The sequence below is a fragment of the Pseudoalteromonas sp. MTN2-4 genome (assembly GCF_042848605.1).
Classification (GTDB): Bacteria; Pseudomonadota; Gammaproteobacteria; order Enterobacterales; family Alteromonadaceae; genus Pseudoalteromonas.
In genome coordinates this window covers 136,019-151,909 of record NZ_BTGK01000010.1, presented here as the reverse complement: position 1 = coordinate 151,909, position 15,891 = coordinate 136,019, and the positions used below count along the sequence as shown (strand labels likewise).

General features: G+C 41.2%; 14 protein-coding genes and 1 riboswitch. Of the genes, 12 read left to right on the top strand and 2 right to left on the bottom strand.

What is annotated here, in order from left to right; all coding sequences use genetic code 11:
* Positions 1-50: 50 nt before the first annotated feature.
* Positions 51-866, bottom strand: coding sequence for a substrate-binding periplasmic protein (locus ACGHEH_RS18890; RefSeq protein ID WP_390448523.1), 816 nt, complete (start codon positions 864-866; stop codon positions 51-53).
* A gap of 66 nt (positions 867-932) precedes the next feature.
* Positions 933-2,690 (bottom strand): GGDEF domain-containing protein, encoded by a 1,758-nt coding sequence (locus tag ACGHEH_RS18885; protein ID WP_390448585.1) that lies wholly within the window; start codon positions 2,688-2,690, stop codon positions 933-935.
* 183 nt (positions 2,691-2,873) lie between these two features.
* Between ACGHEH_RS18885 and gmk the strand changes: the two genes are divergently transcribed.
* The 12 genes from gmk to ACGHEH_RS18825 all read left to right on the top strand — a co-directional run bounded on the left by gmk (position 2,874) and on the right by ACGHEH_RS18825 (position 15,887).
* Positions 2,874-3,497, top strand: a complete 624-nt coding sequence (gene gmk / locus ACGHEH_RS18880; protein ID WP_390448521.1) for a guanylate kinase — start codon at positions 2,874-2,876, stop codon at positions 3,495-3,497.
* A gap of 102 nt (positions 3,498-3,599) precedes the next feature.
* Positions 3,600-3,875 (top strand): DNA-directed RNA polymerase subunit omega, encoded by a 276-nt coding sequence (rpoZ, locus tag ACGHEH_RS18875; RefSeq protein WP_058031056.1) that lies wholly within the window; start codon positions 3,600-3,602, stop codon positions 3,873-3,875.
* Between the two features lie 423 nt (positions 3,876-4,298).
* Entirely contained in the window at positions 4,299-6,419 is a 2,121-nt protein-coding gene (gene spoT / locus ACGHEH_RS18870) for a bifunctional GTP diphosphokinase/guanosine-3',5'-bis pyrophosphate 3'-pyrophosphohydrolase (protein ID WP_390448518.1), read from the top strand.
* 7 nt (positions 6,420-6,426) lie between these two features.
* Positions 6,427-6,819, top strand: coding sequence for a RidA family protein (locus ACGHEH_RS18865; RefSeq protein WP_058031058.1), 393 nt, complete (start codon positions 6,427-6,429; stop codon positions 6,817-6,819).
* 119 nt (positions 6,820-6,938) lie between these two features.
* Positions 6,939-7,149: riboswitch (cobalamin riboswitch) on the top strand.
* Between the two features lie 84 nt (positions 7,150-7,233).
* On the top strand, positions 7,234-9,231 hold the full coding sequence (locus ACGHEH_RS18860; RefSeq protein WP_390448514.1) for a TonB-dependent receptor: 1,998 nt from the start codon (positions 7,234-7,236) through the stop codon (positions 9,229-9,231).
* A gap of 2 nt (positions 9,232-9,233) precedes the next feature.
* The gene (locus ACGHEH_RS18855) at positions 9,234-10,718 is read left to right on the top strand and encodes an Ig-like domain-containing protein (protein WP_390448511.1); all 1,485 of its coding nucleotides are present in this window, start codon (positions 9,234-9,236) and stop codon (positions 10,716-10,718) included.
* 213 nt (positions 10,719-10,931) lie between these two features.
* The gene (locus ACGHEH_RS18850; protein WP_390448508.1) at positions 10,932-11,723 is read left to right on the top strand and encodes a DUF3450 family protein; all 792 of its coding nucleotides are present in this window, start codon (positions 10,932-10,934) and stop codon (positions 11,721-11,723) included.
* Positions 11,720-13,009, top strand: coding sequence for a MotA/TolQ/ExbB proton channel family protein (locus ACGHEH_RS18845; RefSeq protein WP_390448505.1), 1,290 nt, complete (start codon positions 11,720-11,722; stop codon positions 13,007-13,009). Before ACGHEH_RS18850 ends, ACGHEH_RS18845 begins: the two co-directional genes overlap by 4 nt.
* Before the next feature lies 1 nt (position 13,010).
* The gene (locus ACGHEH_RS18840; protein WP_349285037.1) at positions 13,011-13,418 is read left to right on the top strand and encodes a MotA/TolQ/ExbB proton channel family protein; all 408 of its coding nucleotides are present in this window, start codon (positions 13,011-13,013) and stop codon (positions 13,416-13,418) included.
* Positions 13,406-13,813 carry a biopolymer transporter ExbD gene (locus ACGHEH_RS18835; RefSeq protein WP_138478422.1) on the top strand — a complete coding sequence of 136 codons (408 nt, stop codon included), beginning with the start codon at positions 13,406-13,408 and terminating at the stop codon, positions 13,811-13,813. Before ACGHEH_RS18840 ends, ACGHEH_RS18835 begins: the two co-directional genes overlap by 13 nt.
* A 1-nt stretch (position 13,814) precedes the next feature.
* Complete coding sequence (locus ACGHEH_RS18830; protein WP_390448500.1) at positions 13,815-14,501, top strand: hypothetical protein; 687 nt, start codon at positions 13,815-13,817, stop codon at positions 14,499-14,501.
* Positions 14,502-14,504: 3 nt separating this feature from the next.
* Complete coding sequence (locus tag ACGHEH_RS18825; protein WP_390448497.1) at positions 14,505-15,887, top strand: tetratricopeptide repeat protein; 1,383 nt, start codon at positions 14,505-14,507, stop codon at positions 15,885-15,887.
* Positions 15,888-15,891: the final 4 nt, after the last annotated feature.

The following is a 15,891-nucleotide window of genomic DNA, read 5'->3' as shown; positions in this document are numbered from 1 at the left end:
GGGTTTAAAAAAGGAGCCTTCGGCTCCTTTTTTGTTTTACCGAATGTTACTTATTCAGCATTAAAATACGGGTTCTTCAACCTGATGGCCTTATCAGGCTGATACATAGATAACCGCGCTAAATCTTTTTCAAAATAACGCGAAAATAACGCATCAAATTCACCGCTATTTTTTAATTTATTCAATCCACGCTTTAGGTCATCTGCTAATTGTGGCTTTGCTTTATTTACGAAGAAATAAAATGCTGTTAGATATTCCAAATATACATTCGGCAATAACACAAATTTATCCGGGTTTTCTTCAAGTTCAGAATTCACTTCAATGAAAGAGCGAGGGAAGTAGTCGACTCTACCTGCAGCTAATAATTTAAACATAGCTTGATAATTAGAGAGTGGCTTTATCGGCAAGTTGTTATACGCCAATATTTTAGTATCTGGCCAATCATGCCCTTGTACTGCAGTAAATGCTTTTAATTGCTCAATACTGTTAAGTTCTGAGAACTGCGTAAGGCGCTCTTTCTTAACCATAATCGCCCGCTTGCCTATGTAACCTTTAAATAAAGGCACAGGAATGGCTATTGCGATTTGCTCACGGTCTGGGCTGGTCATACTCCAATGTAGGTCAACTTTACCTGACGACAGCGCCATCAGAGTACGCTGTTGATGAGGATGAACAGTGACATGCTCGTAGTCATAAGTGGCGTCTGCAGCTTTTAACGCTTTATCGAGCAACTCATAAAGGTAATGATCTCGCTCATAAAGCTTTCTTGGTTCTTTTGCGACTTTTATGGTTTCAGTTTCTTTTGCCTGAAGCTGAAAAGCAGCACAAACACTTATAATAATGAAAAAATTGATGAGTCTCTGCATATAGTGGGCTCCCACTCATTTTATTCTAAGCTACCCAAAATAGAGCCATGACTCAAGTATTTCTGATTAAGAAACAATCGCCACTGTTGGTCGACGCTTATTTGCCACAAATAAATAGCTGTTGCGATAACGTTTGGCTTCCTTCTTGGCATCCGTTGCTAGCGCCGCGACCTGATGACTGTTATGACAGCTATCAACATGCGGTGACACTAGGCCAATTGATAATGTGAGCAAAGGCACAAATTGCTGCTGCCCTTCTCGGTTTGTAGCCCAATAACCCCCAGCTTTGACATGCTCAGCGGTAAAATAGCTTTTAGATTTCAACTCAAACTCATTAATAATGTCTCGGCAAAGTGGTTCGGCATCATCACCATCAAACACCACCATGAAATCATCACCACCAATGTGTCCAACAAATCCAGAAAAGCCTGCGCAACACTGACTTATCACATCAGCTAGGAGCTTTATCACCCCATCACCACTGGCATAACCATACAAGTCATTAAACTGCTTAAAATGATTTAAGTCGATATACGCCAACGTAAAGTCTTGTTTATTTAACAGTCGCTGTTCTATAGCTTCGTTAATTGCGACATTACCAGGCAACATAGTGAGTGGGTTTGCATGCTGTGCATTGCGAATTTTTTCTTCGGTAATGTGTTTTAAAATCGCTCTAAGAGGTACCAAACCTAAATACTTTCCGTATTGCGTCACTACAATGTGGCGACGAATATCAAAGTCTTGCTCAGTAATTAACTGACTTACTTCATCTAGCTGAGTTTGCTCATCTACAATTAAGGGCTGTTTGTGCATGAGAGAAGCCAAAGGCTTTTTAGCATATAAAGCATGACCATAAGGCGCTGCAAAGACTTCTGTTAATTGATCACGGTGAAGCAAGCCCATAGGCATTTGCTGCTCATCAACGACAGCAAGACTCATCAACTGCTTATCTTTTTCAAAAACACGATGTACATCTTGGCACAATACACCATTTAGTACCGCTGGGGTAACATGCGTTAACTCCCCAATTGTTTTAACTAAACCTCGATGCATCACATTTCCTTGTGCTTGGCTCGACTCTTTTAGAGTATTTGGATAGGCATTCAATGGAGCATTTGCGGGTCGTGCAATTAAAAAACCTTGCGCATTACTAATCCCTAGTTGTGTGATCAATGCCAATTCTTCAGCGCGTTCAATTCCCTCTGCAATAACAGCTGTACGCGTTGCTTTGGCAAGCTCGATAATAGACTTTAAAAACTCTCGCTTAACCAAGCTTTGATCGCAATGATCAATAAAGTAGCGATCTATCTTTACAAAATCAGGCTGTAACTCTGACCACTGTTTTAACCCTGAGTAACCGGCACCTAAATCATCAATAGCAATGTTAAAACCTAATTTACGGTAATGGCCGATGGTTTTTAACAACAAAAAGCCGTCATCGACTTTATCTTGCTCAGTCACTTCAATGACAACTTGGTTGGCTTGTAAACCATATTGCTGGATAAGCTGCAGGGTTTCACCTCTTGGGTGATTAGGGTCTAACAATGTATTCGGGCTGACATTTAGAAATAATTTGCCCGACAAGTTTAATTCGGCAAAGCGCTCTATCGCTTTTTCACGGCATAATAGCTCTAATTCAGAGAGTTTATTAAAACGCTGTGCTGCAGCGAACAAGGTGTTTGGTGATTCTAGCTCAGATCCTTTAGGACCTCGGCTAAGTGCCTCAAAGCCTAAAATAGTTTGTCGCGCAACATCACAAATTGGCTGAAATAAGGGCTCAACCAAGCGTTCGTCTAAAATTGTTTGTAAACTCTGCGCGTCAATTTTAGACGCCTCTATGCGACCATTCTCCACTGCAGATCACCAAAACAGAAACAGTATCTGACTAGTTTACAACCGCTGTATGACAATTTTATTGCGCTCGAAATCTGTTCTAGCCAATTAAACTTACAGGGTTTAAAATATGCTTTTAGAAACCAAATCACGTTTCAAGCCACAGATTTAATTATGACATCACAAACTCGCGGTAATTTATTTATTCTTTCAGCGCCTTCTGGTGCTGGCAAATCAAGCCTGATAAAAGCACTGTTAGAAAAACATGCTGATATTAAAGTGTCAGTTTCTCACACTACTCGCGGCCCTCGCCCAGGTGAAAACAATGGTGAGCACTACCACTTTATTAGTGTAGATGAATTCAAAGCCTTGATCGATCAGGGCGACTTTTTTGAATGGGCGCAAGTTTTCGAAAACTACTATGGCACTTCAAAAGCAGCGATAGAGTCACAACTTGAGCAAGGCATTGATGTGTTTTTAGATATTGATTGGCAAGGTGCACGTCAAGTTCGTGAATTAATGCCAACAGTAAAAACGGTCTTTATTTTACCACCGTCGCAAGCCGAGCTTGAAAATCGCTTAAATAACCGCGGACAAGATTCTCAAGAAGTAATTGCTGGCCGCATGGCGGAAGCAAAATCAGAAAGCTCGCACTATGATGAGTTCGATTATGTATTGGTAAATGATGATTTTGAAACAGCTCTAATGCAACTTGAGCATATTGTCATGGCTGCTCGCCTTGAACTGGATGCACAAAAACACCGTCATCAAAGTTTAATTGCTGAGTTATTGGCTTAATCTCTCTCATTTAAACAAGATAAATTTTTAACCACCTATTGGAGAATTGGTTTGCATCAAGTAAACTTACTAATTCGACATGAATAACTTTGGAGTGCTTCGATGGCTCGCGTAACTGTAGAAGATGCAGTAGATAAAATTGGTAACCGTTTTGACTTAATCCTAGTAGCGGCGCGTCGCGCTCGTCAGATCTCTGTAGGTGGTAAAGACCCTATGGTCGATGCTGAAAACGATAAGCCAACTGTAATCGCTCTACGTGAGATCGAACAAGGACTTGTGAACAACTCGTCTCTTGATATGATCGATCGTGAAGAGCAACAAAACCAAGAAGCTGCAGAGCTTGCTGCGGTTGCTGCAATTGTTGGCGGTAACAGCTAAAACCCCCTGCACTTCATACTCAAAGCCAGCTTTAATGCTGGCTTTGTTGTTTCTAGGGCTCTACAACAAAATTTTAGCCTGAGCTTTGGTTAAGAGATTTACTAGCATATTGGTCTTACATAAATAAATATCATTTAATCTGTAGACGGAGACTTTTAAGGATAACACCGCTCACGCGTCCTGCTATCGCCAAGGTACCTACATCCATGTAGGCAAGGCAAATTAGCGCGTCAATAGCAGGCCTATTGCAAGTGAATTCAACGCTGTTAGCGTTGAAAGTAGCCTCTGGAGATAGATTTATTACCCAGAGTTCAGGTTAATTACTCTCCGTAGACATAAAAGTCACAGCTAGCCATTGGTTTCTCTGATAATTCATCGTATATTCATAGCATCATATTACTTCACTGGAACATTGGAGTGTGAATGTATCTTTTTGAAGGCCTGAAGCAAAAGATCTCAGAATACCTTTCCCCCGCTGACGTAGAACTGGTTCAAAAAGCCTACGTGGTGGCGCGTGAAGCCCATGAGGGGCAAACTCGCTCTAGTGGCGAGCCGTATATCACTCACCCAGTTGAAGTGACTCAAATTCTCGCCAGCATGCGTTTAGACCATGAAACCCTCATGGCGGCACTCATGCATGATGTGATTGAAGATACCGACTTCAGCAAGCAAGATCTTGCTGAGATTTTTGGTAATACAGTCGCGGAGCTTGTTGAGGGTGTAAGTAAGTTAGATAAACTCAGCTTTAAAGATAAAAAAGAATTCCAAGCTGAAAACTATCGCAAAATGATCATGGCGATGACGCAAGATATCCGCGTTATTTTGATTAAGCTTGCCGACAGAACCCACAACATGCGTACACTTGGCGCACTTCGCCCTGATAAGCGTCGTCGTATTGCCCGTGAAACGCTAGAAATCTTTGCGCCTATTGCAAATCGTCTTGGTATTCATGACATTAAAAATGAATTAGAAGACCTAGGTTTTCAAGCGCTTTACCCAATGCGTCATCGCGCTCTAAAATCAGAAGTCGCAAAAGCTCGCGGTAACCGTAAAGAAGTGATCAGCAATATTCAAAACGAAATCAAGTCTCGTCTTGAAGAAGCTGGTATTGAAGCGAATGTCAGCGGCCGTGAAAAGCACCTATACAGCATTTACAAAAAAATGCTCAACAAAGAATTGATGTTCAACGAAGTCATGGACATTTATGCTTTCCGTATTGCTGTTGACAACCTAGATACTTGTTATCGTGTACTCGGTGTGGCTCATAACTTATATAAGCCAATCGAAACACGTTTCAAAGATTATATTGCCGTACCAAAAACCAACGGTTATCAGTCACTACATACTTCACTTGTTGGCCCACATGGTATTCCAGTCGAGATCCAAATTCGTACCCACGATATGGATCAAATGGCTGACAAAGGGGTTGCCGCACATTGGATGTATAAGAAAGCTGGCGATAGTGCGGGTCACACTGCACAGCAGCGTGCTCGTCAGTGGATGCAGAGCTTACTTGAATTACAACAAAGTGCTGGCTCATCGTTTGAGTTCGTTGAAAACGTTAAGACTGAGCTATTCCCAGAAGAAATCTATGTCTTTACACCAGATGGCCGTATTGTGGAGCTCCCTATGGGTGCCACTGCCGTCGACTTCGCTTATGCGGTACACACTGATGTCGGTAACACTTGTGTAGGTGCGCGAGTAAACCGTAAACCTTATCCGCTCAGTAAAGCACTCGATACCGGTCAAACCGTAGAAGTGATTACAAGCTCTGGTGCTCACCCTAACGCCACTTGGTTAAACTTCATTGTGACAGGTAAAGCGCGCTTAGGTGTTCGCAACTATCTGAAGAGCCAACGCGAAGAAGAAGCGCTCGAACTAGGCCGCCGTTTACTCGATTCTGCCCTTGGCGAATATCAATTAAGTGATGTTTCACAAGAGCAAATTGACCGTGTATTAGCAGAGCACAAGCTTTCGACCATGCTTGAACTTCTGGTTGAGATTGGTTGTGGCAATATCATGAGTGTACTGATTGCTAAGCGCTTATTGCAAAATGATGACCTTGACGAAGATGATGGCAGTATTGAACATTTAGCTAAAAAAGCAAAAGCTGCGATCATTGGTACTGAAGGCATGCTCGTTAACTACATGAAATGCTGTCGTCCAGTACCAGGTGATGCCATCACTGCTTATGTGAGCCAAGGTAAGGGCTTAAACGTTCACCGCCAAGAGTGTAAAAACATTAAAGGCTGGGAAAGCGAACGTTCAAAATATTTCGTCGTAAAATGGGACGACAACCCAGAAAAAGAATATATTGCAGGTCTAAGAGTTGAAATCATCAACCACCAAGGTACGCTTGCAAAATTAACCAGCGTAGTGGCAAGTACCAACGCAAATATCGTCGAAATTGCCACTGACGAAAAAGAAAGTAACTTATATATTATTGATTTAGGTATCACGGTTAAAGACCGTGTTCACGTCGCGGATGTGATGCGTAAGATCAGGGTGATGCCTGACGTTCAACGTGTATACCGTAAAAAGTAGGATTATTATGAACAAAGCAATTATTTCAACAGACAATGCACCTGCAGCGATCGGCACATATAGCCAAGCGGTTAAAGTAGGTACTGCTGTATACCTGTCTGGCCAGATCCCATTAGTGCCAGACACTATGGAAGTTATCTCTGAAGACTTTGCAGAACAAACTCAACAGGTGTTTAAAAACCTAACTGCAGTGTGTGAAGCAGCAGGCGGTCGCTTACAAGATATGGTTAAGGTAAATATCTTCCTGACTGATCTAAGCAACTTCGCAACAGTAAATGAGATCATGAGCCAACACTTCTCAACGCCATACCCTGCACGTGCAGCTATCGGTGTAAGAGAATTACCTAAAGGTGTGCAAATCGAGATTGACGGCATCATGGAATTGCCTTCAACTAACTAATCTCACATTAAGCATTTCTTTTTTGTGCTTCGTAATACTTGCGAAGCACATTTTTCACACTACTCAACTGCTCTGCTCAGCACTTCTTTCTTTGACTTTTCGGTATAAAGCCATCAGACTAGCCGTCTAAATAGCTAGGTGCTTAAATCATAGTATCGATTTGAGATAATCGGGAAGTTAGTGACGTACCCTAAAACTTAAAACAACCTTCATAATTGAGTCTTCTATTTTGAGCGTTGTTATTAGGTTAAGTAATCTAACGCTGCCCCCGCAACGGTAATTGCAATCACTGCATAAGCCCGGAGACCGGCCTAACTATCAACCATAGATTATATTGCGGTGGGCGATATAAGGTATTAGCCATCGTAATTTCGCTTTGGTGACGTATCTTATCGTCCTCATTTTGAGGTGCGTATGCAGTTGCTAATTTCTCGTTTTATTATTGTTTGTTGCTTTTTGCCTAGCGCTCAGTTTACCTATGCACAAAATACGCAAAATGAGATGGAAGTCATCGAAATAGAGCAACAACGCACCACTACAGCAAACTATCAATTGATCCAACGCAGCGAATTTCTTGCCAGCGCACAAAGCCTATCTGACGTTTTAAGCACTATCAATGGGGTGCAAATTACGCAAATTAGTGGCGTTGGCAATCCAGTCAATATCTCTATTCGAGGCTCAAGCAGTAAACAAGTACAGCTGTATATCGATGGTCAATTAATAAACGACAATCAATTTGGCGGCTTCGATTTAAATCAGATCCCAGTAGAGCAAATTCAAAGCATTGAAGTCAGTAAAAGTCAGGCGATTGGCACGGGTAAGACGCCAATTGGCGGTGTGATCCGAGTAAACACGTACAATCCATCCGCTTCACAAACTCGTTTGAGCTTGGCTGTGGGATCTTTTGGTTTTAAAGAAGCTAATTTGAGTCACAACATCAAGCTAGACACTCACGCTCTTTCACTCGGCGGTCAGTTTTTAAAAGTCAAAAATGACTATGACTACATAGTACCGCAAACATTCGATAACTCTGCCATCAGTGCTAAGCAACCTTTACGTAATAACGATTATGATAAAACGGCTTTGTACATAAATGATCAAATCTCATTAGATGCGCATAACATTCGCCTCAATGCACAGTATACAAAGCAAAATAAAGCCATCGCTAATTATCAAAATAATTCACCAGAAAACCTTTCAAATCTCGAAACTAAAAACTGGCGGGCTGGGTACATTCATGTGTGGAAAAGTGGCTCAAAGCGTTTATCTGAAGTCGAATTTGAAAGCTACATAGATAGTAAAAAGGAGCATTATATTGACGCACAAAGTAGCGTAATACAGCGAGATTATTTTTACGATACTGATAAATATTTTGTCAGCTTAAAACCAACTTTTGTGTTCGACAATATTACGCTTTTACCATATAGCAACCTTGCAAAACAGCAATTCATTTCAGAGCAACTTTTAAATGATCAAATCAATATATGCAATGGTTTCAGTGGCTGTGATGTAAAAGCACAACAAACAGACATACACTTCGGAACAAGAGTTGAATGGCAAAGTGAAGGTTTACCTTTGCAAAGCTACTTACTCGCTAACAAACAAACGTCTCGCTCGAGCAATCAAAAACGAAATGTGAGTGCTGAGCAAATCGATCAACTCAAGCAAGATGACAGTTATTCCAGCTATGAACTTGGCGCAACCACGTATTTTAATGCCATTAAAATTGAGTTAGCCTTTTCTAAGGGCATTCGCACTCCCACGTTGTTCGAGTTATATGGTGATAGAGGCGCGTTTAAAGGCAATGCAAATCTAGCACCTGAGCACTCCAACACCTTTATGTTGGCCTCTAGCTACAATAAAAGTGCACTCAATATCACCAGCAGTTTGTACAGAACAAAGCAAGAAAATGCCATTGTTGCGATATTTAACTCAACCGGCACTGGCAGTTATACCAATGTCAGTGATGCCACTTTAAATGGTTTTGAACTACAAATAGATTACCGATTTAGTTCAGTATGGAGCACGCAGCTACAAGCCAACGTAATCGATAGCCAAACCCACTCCGAGTTTGTTGCATTTGACGATAAAAAACTACCAGGTATATATCATCAGCAATATAGCGTCAGTTTGGATTATCAACTGAACGAAGCTTGGCGACTATCACTCGATACCCATATCGATAAAGAGTTGTATTTCAACAGAACGAATCGCTTCAATAATACGCAAGCCAAAGGCAATGGCACACCAAGTGATAGAGAAATCAGCGATTTCAGTGTTACTTGGCAAAACAGCCAACATACGTTGTCACTTCAAGTGAATAATATTTTCAATAACGACTATCAAGACTTAGCAAACCGCCCCGCTCAAGGACGCAGCTTTCAAGTCAAATACTCAATTAAAGGTCTATAACTATGCAATTTAATAGCTCAAGAGCTCCTTTCTCACTAAGCCTTATTTGTTCGGCGCTGCTGCTGTCAGCCTGTGGCAGTTCAGACAAAAATAGTGCTCCAACACTGAGCGGTGAATTGAACCCATCTGTACTTGAAAACACCACACTGGTTGCAAATTATACTGCGAATGACCCTGACGGCGACGCTATTACCTTAACAATTAGCGGTGGCGACAGTGACTTATTTACTATCACGCAACAGGGCGAACTAAGCTTCAAAACTGCACAAGACTTCGAAACAGCTGGAAAAACCACGTTTTCAGTTACTCTGACAGCGACAGAAAATGAAGCTGACAAACTAAGTACCTCTTTAAACATCACAGTTTCACTGGGCGATGTTAAAGACACCCCGGATTTTGCCGCAGTACAAACAATTGCACCTGATTACACCAGTTCTGAAGTCGTATTTGTTGATGCTCTCAATCAACAAGTAGAAACTGGTTATTATGTCAAAGCCAAGTCAGATTACACGGTTGCCAGCTATAATTCAGATCTTTTCCACATCGGCCGCTTCTTTATCGATACCATTGATAAATACAATGTAGCTGAAAAAGACGCTGCGGTATGGTCTTACTCGACGCAAGATGATCAAGACTCAACCAGCCGCAACCCTTACACTCTAGTTTCATTAAGTGACACTAAAGCCTATTTACTCCGCTATGGCTCAGGCAAAGTATGGATCGTTAACCCGCAAGCAACTCAGCAAAAAGACTTTAAAATTGGTGAGTTAGATATTTCGGCTTACAGCAATGACAATAAAAATGGCACGCCATCTCCATCAGCTGCGGTTATCTTAGACGATAAGCTTTATATCGCTATGCAAAGGCAAAACGATAACTTCTCTGCAGGTACTGCATATGTAGCCGTATTTGATACTGCAACAGATGAAGAAATTGAAACAAATGCAAACAGCGAAGACAGCTTTAAAGGTATTCCTCTTGCTGGTGTAAACCCGCTAGAAAACAGTATTATTGCAGCAAATGACAAGATTTATGTAACAACACGCAGCGGCTACTCAGCACCAAGCTTAGAGCTTAGCCGTATTGAAGAAATCTCTCCTGCTGATTATTCAGTGAAATCAGTATTAACAGCGAAAGATATTGAAAATAATACTAGCGGTTACATCAGTGGCACAGCCATTGTGTCTGCAGAAAAGGGGTACTTCTATAGCTCAGAAGCCTTCTTCACGCCGTCTTACCATGTGAAATCTACCCTGCATGAGTTTAACCCAACTTCAGGTGAAATCGTCGCTTCAGGTATTGCTAATACGGGTGAAACCGCCATCAGTAACATCAAGCTAGATTCAGCTAACTTCTTATGGATGAGCATTGGCGACCCGACAGCGCCTGGTGTTGATATTCTAAATACCAACACAAATGAAAAGTATAAAGATAGACTAACAACTGAATTAAACCCTAGCTCTATTGCGTTTCTGGCAGAGCAATAGTCAACTTATTTTTTGAGGGGGCCTAAGTCCCCTTAATTCACTTTAAAAAACACATCTCCTTATATAAAACCTCCTATTTAGAACAGTAAAAATTTTTACTTTCATACCCTTATTATTACAACATGCAAAAAACTAATGACGCTAACTGTTGATTATGTAAACTATTTCTGTAATTGTAGTTTGTATCTAAGAAGAGTACAGGGAAAACAATAATTGAAAAAAACAGTCCTCTTAATGACAGCGCTGTCTAGCAGTGCATTTGCCAACCAAACCGATTATGAGTTAATGCAACAATGGCTAGACTTAGAAAGCCAAAAAGGCAAACTAGAATTGAGCTGGCAAACAAATCAGCAATCATTACAAAATCAAATAAAGTTGCTAAAAGAAGAAAAAGCAGCGTTGCGTGCATTAATCAATAAAGCCAAAGACGCGCGAAGCGAAGTGGACGAAAAGCGATTTGAGCTCACTCAGCAACAGCAACAGCTTGAAGAAAATCAGCGATTGGTTAAAGCCGAGCTAAAAAACCTAATGCAATTTATTAATAGAGTCTCCCCTCTATTACCCCCTCCTATTCAAGCTCAATGGGAAGATGCTTTAACGACCATTAATAGCACACCTTACTCGAACAGCGAGCAACTAGAAAAACTGTTAAGTATGTTTAAATCAGCGAATGAATTTAATCAAAGAGTTGCGCTGAATAATACCAATATGACTATTCCTACAGCTGGCGGTGAAACACAAATGCTCGTAAGTCAGATCTATTTGGGTTTATCACAGGCTTGGTACGTTAGCCAAGATGGGAAACACTTTGGTATAGGTCGGGTAGAGCAACATGGCTGGCAGTGGCACCACACGGAGCAAGCTCAGCAATTATTAGGCCTCTCTTCGCAAGAAGACCTTTTGCAATCTCTTATACAAATCAAATCTATGCTCAACAAACCCACAACTGCAGCCTTTGTGAATGCCCCTCTTGCAATAGCCCCCATTGAAAAGGACTTATTATGATCACTCGGCTCACAATATTACTTCTCTTGTTGATCACTGGCTTTTCTTCTAAAGCCGCCCCTAATCCTATCAGTAAAGAGCTCATTAACAGGATCACTGAATCTAAAAAGTCACTGCAAGCACTTGAGTCTAAGATTAACGAAGAAACCTTAAAGTATCAGGTCCAGCTAGATAAAGAACTTGCTGCGGTCAAAGCATTACGAGAACAAGCTACAACTATTCAACGAACTGCCGATGAGCAGTTGATGAGCATTGAGCAGCTCTCAGACCGGATCAATAAGTGGCGAGAACAAGATAATTACCAAAAACTGTTATTACAAACTTATTTGGAACAAGAAAACATTACTTTTGAGCATACTGGAACGGGTGATATCGCAATCAAACCTGAGATATTTCAGCAACTAAGAAATGAATTAATTGACGATCTTGCACCAAGCTGGCAACAAACCGATGTGATCAGCACAAACGGTGAGGTCAAATCCTTTAATGTCCTCAATGTTGGCCCTATACAGCTGGCATATAATTCCCAATTGCAGTCTGGTGGGTTGCTTGAAAACCCGGTGAATCAAACTCTCCCCAACCTTGTTAAAGGGATTAGCCAAAATGCTCAAGCAGCGCAATTGCAGCAACTCAATCAAACGGGCATAGGTAGTGTGACTTTTGACCCAACACTCGGTAATGCCACAAAATTACAAAATAACCAGCAAGGAATAGTTTCTCACATTAAAAAAGGCGGTGTATGGGCATTACCTATTTTATTCTTTGGCTTATTAGCACTGATCGCAGCGCTACTTAAAAGCATTCAACTCATGCGCTTACCTCGTATTAGCAAAGATTTTATTGAGCAACTCAACGCCAAAAAAACGTTATTAGAAGTGCAAATCCCATTTGATGGCGCAGAGAAAAAGCTAGTTCAAATCGCGCTCGATACACCAGTCTCAGAGCAAAGAGACGATCAAATCGTGTCTTACTTAATGCAGCATCAACATAAGGTTGAAAACTATTTAGGCGTTGTTACTACAACAGCAGCTATTGCTCCGCTTTTAGGTTTACTTGGTACCGTATCTGGCATGATAAATACCTTTATGATGATGAATACCTTTGGAACTGGAGATGCGGCAACCGTCTCGGGAGGAATATCGGAAGCTTTAGTTACAACAGAGCTGGGACTGATTGTTGCTATTCCATCACTCATTATAAGTGCGCTGTTAAATCGTAAGGCTAAAAGCTATAACGCCAAGCTTGAAGCCAATGCAATTCAGCTTAGTAAATTTGCGATACACTAACATGACAGATATCAGCATATTCCTAAAACTACTCAACAACACCATAGTATGGACATTGATTGGCGTTGCTTTTTTTAGTTACGGTAAGCTTTTATCCTTACTGGCTTTCACAGCCTGTAATGCACAATGGGCTACACGTTGTAATTACTGGTTAAGCGCTCTAAAGACACTGCTTGCGGCCTTACCTTTATTGGGACTATTGGGCACAATCAGTGGATTGCTAAGCACCTTTAATTTCATGTCTGTCAACAACGGACTAGATATGCAAGAGATGATCAGTGGCGGGATTGCCACTGCGATGTTCACAACACAGCTAGGCTTAGTGTTTGTTGTACCTGGCCTTTTGCTACATACCGCTTTAAGAAGCAAAGTTTCTAACTGGCAGGTAAATACGCCATGCGCTCACTAATAAAACAAAAAATCTCCGAATCTAAAAGCCAAGAGATCGACTTAGCACCGCTACTTGATGTGGTCTTTATACTACTTATCTTCTTTATTGTGACCACTGTATTTGTAAAAGAAACAGGGGTAGAAGTTGATAAGCCCAATGCCGTATCGAGTCAGCAACTTCAAAAGTCAGTATTTTTAATTGCGATAACGGACACCGGTCAAGTCATGTATGCAGGAACTAATATTGGCGTTGCCGGTGTAAGAGCGACATTGATGCAAGCAAGCCGTACGCAAACTCGTCCACTGATCATTCAAGCAGACAAAAGCGTTCCTACAGAGTTATTGGTAAAAGTCATTGATCAAGCTAAGCTCGCAGGTTTGAGCAATATTAGCCTAGCAACACAGGCGCAATAATATGGCCACTCTGACTCATAATTCATTAAAGTATGGAACGCTCGCTCTCATTCCCTGGCTGCTAAGTGCAATGATTGTTGCAGGTTTAGTTTTCAGCTTACATTTACTAAAACAGCAACCTAAGGCACCGAAAGCGGACCTCATTACCAGAAAAATCGACGTGGCTTTACCAACTCCTCCACCACCGCCCCCGCCCCCGCCGCCAATAAAAACTACTTCGAGCAGTAGTGAGCCATCTAAAACCGCGCTTAACCTAGCCAGCTTAGGTGACGGACCTAGTATAAATTATGCTGATAAACCGACAATGACACTCCCAAAAGTCGAGTCACTTGAGTTACCCAACTTCACGATTGATGCAAAGATGATTCAAGAACGATTAGCCCTTGATATGCCTTTATTGGCTGTAGAAAAACTCGACCGCGTGCCACAAGTCGTCCGGCAAAAATACTTTCCGCCCCCCAAGTCTGTTAGACAAAAGGGGGTAAAACGAATCAAGACACAGGTCGAATTGATCATTGATCAATCAGGCAAGCCCTATATCAAACGTATTGTTGATCCAGTTTACCCCGAAATGGAAGAAGTGATCCGCGCTTGGGTTAGCCATGCAATCTTCAGCAAGCCAAAGAAAGATGGCAGAGCTGTACAAGCAATTTACTTTTACTCTATTAACTTCAATTACGGCAGATAATCAATGAAGAAACTAAAACAAATAATTATTGCTGCGCTACTGTCTCAAAGCTTGTGTAGCACTGTCGCATTTGCGAGCTCATCATATGATCAATTTAAGATAGAAGTTGCACCTCCAACATTTGTACTGCCTCAATTTACGGGACCTTACACTGAAAAAGAGGCAAACATAGCACCTGAAGAGTTAGAGACAGCCGAGCGCTTGAAGGCACTGTTAGAACAAGGAAAAAAACAACAAGTGCTGAAGGAGTTAGAAGAGTTTTATGAAATTGAGCTGAGCGTTGCCATGATAATGCTGAAAGCACAGTTATATTTTGCTTTAGAAGAATATGAAAAAGCTGAGCAAGCCTATAAATCATCTCTACAAAGAAGCCCACAGTTAGTGCGCGCTTACAGTGATTTAGGACAGCTTTATCTCATCAAAGACGAGCCAATAAAAGCACGAGAACACTTTGCAAAAGCTGTTTCTTTGGGCGCGCAAGATGCGGTTATATATGGCCAGCTCGGATATTTAAATCTCACGCTTCATGGTCCATACTCAGCAATCAGCGCCTATCAAAAAGCACTTACTATCGAACCTTCACAAGAGCAGTGGCAACAAGGGCTTTTTATTGCCCTTACTAAAGGAGGTATGTTTCAAGCTGCTCAGTCTTTGCTAACTGACCTAATATCCAAATCCCCCAACAACAATAAGCTATGGCTAAATCAGGCTATTCTTAATTTAGAGTTAGACAACAATAGAGCTGCCCTGTCTTCTCTAGAAATGGCAATATTATTAGGAGATACCAGCGAAAATAATCTTAAGATCGCAGCGCAATTACATATGCAATTAGACAGCTTTGACCGCGCAGTTGAACTGATATCAACTCACATCAATAACTATGAACTAGAATTAGATAGTTTGAATGAGTATTTAGCCTGGCTTGGACAAAGAGGGCTATGGCATCAGAGCAAAAAAATCATTGCTTCCCTGGATAATAAAATATCTACTTTTAGCGATGAAAAGCAAAGTATCATTTATTTACATAAGGCGATATTAAATAGAGAGCTATCTCGACCAGAACAAGCCGAACAAGACTTTACACTTTCACTAAAAGTAAATCCCAATCATGCAAAAGCGCTCCTTGAATACGCTGATTTCCTAATTGCACGAAAGAACTTTACACATGCAGAAACCTTATTCCTAAGAGCTGAAGCAATACCTCTGTCAACTAAGCCTGCTTTGCTAGGGCGTGCTCAACTTTATGTTGATTTACAAAACTATCAAGCAGCCCTAAAAATAATGAAAAGAGTAGCAGATCGTTTCCCTGACACCTCAGGCATCGACAAACAAATTAGTCTTTTAGAAAATATTTTATTAACTCAAGAACAACAAAGGGATATTTAAGGGT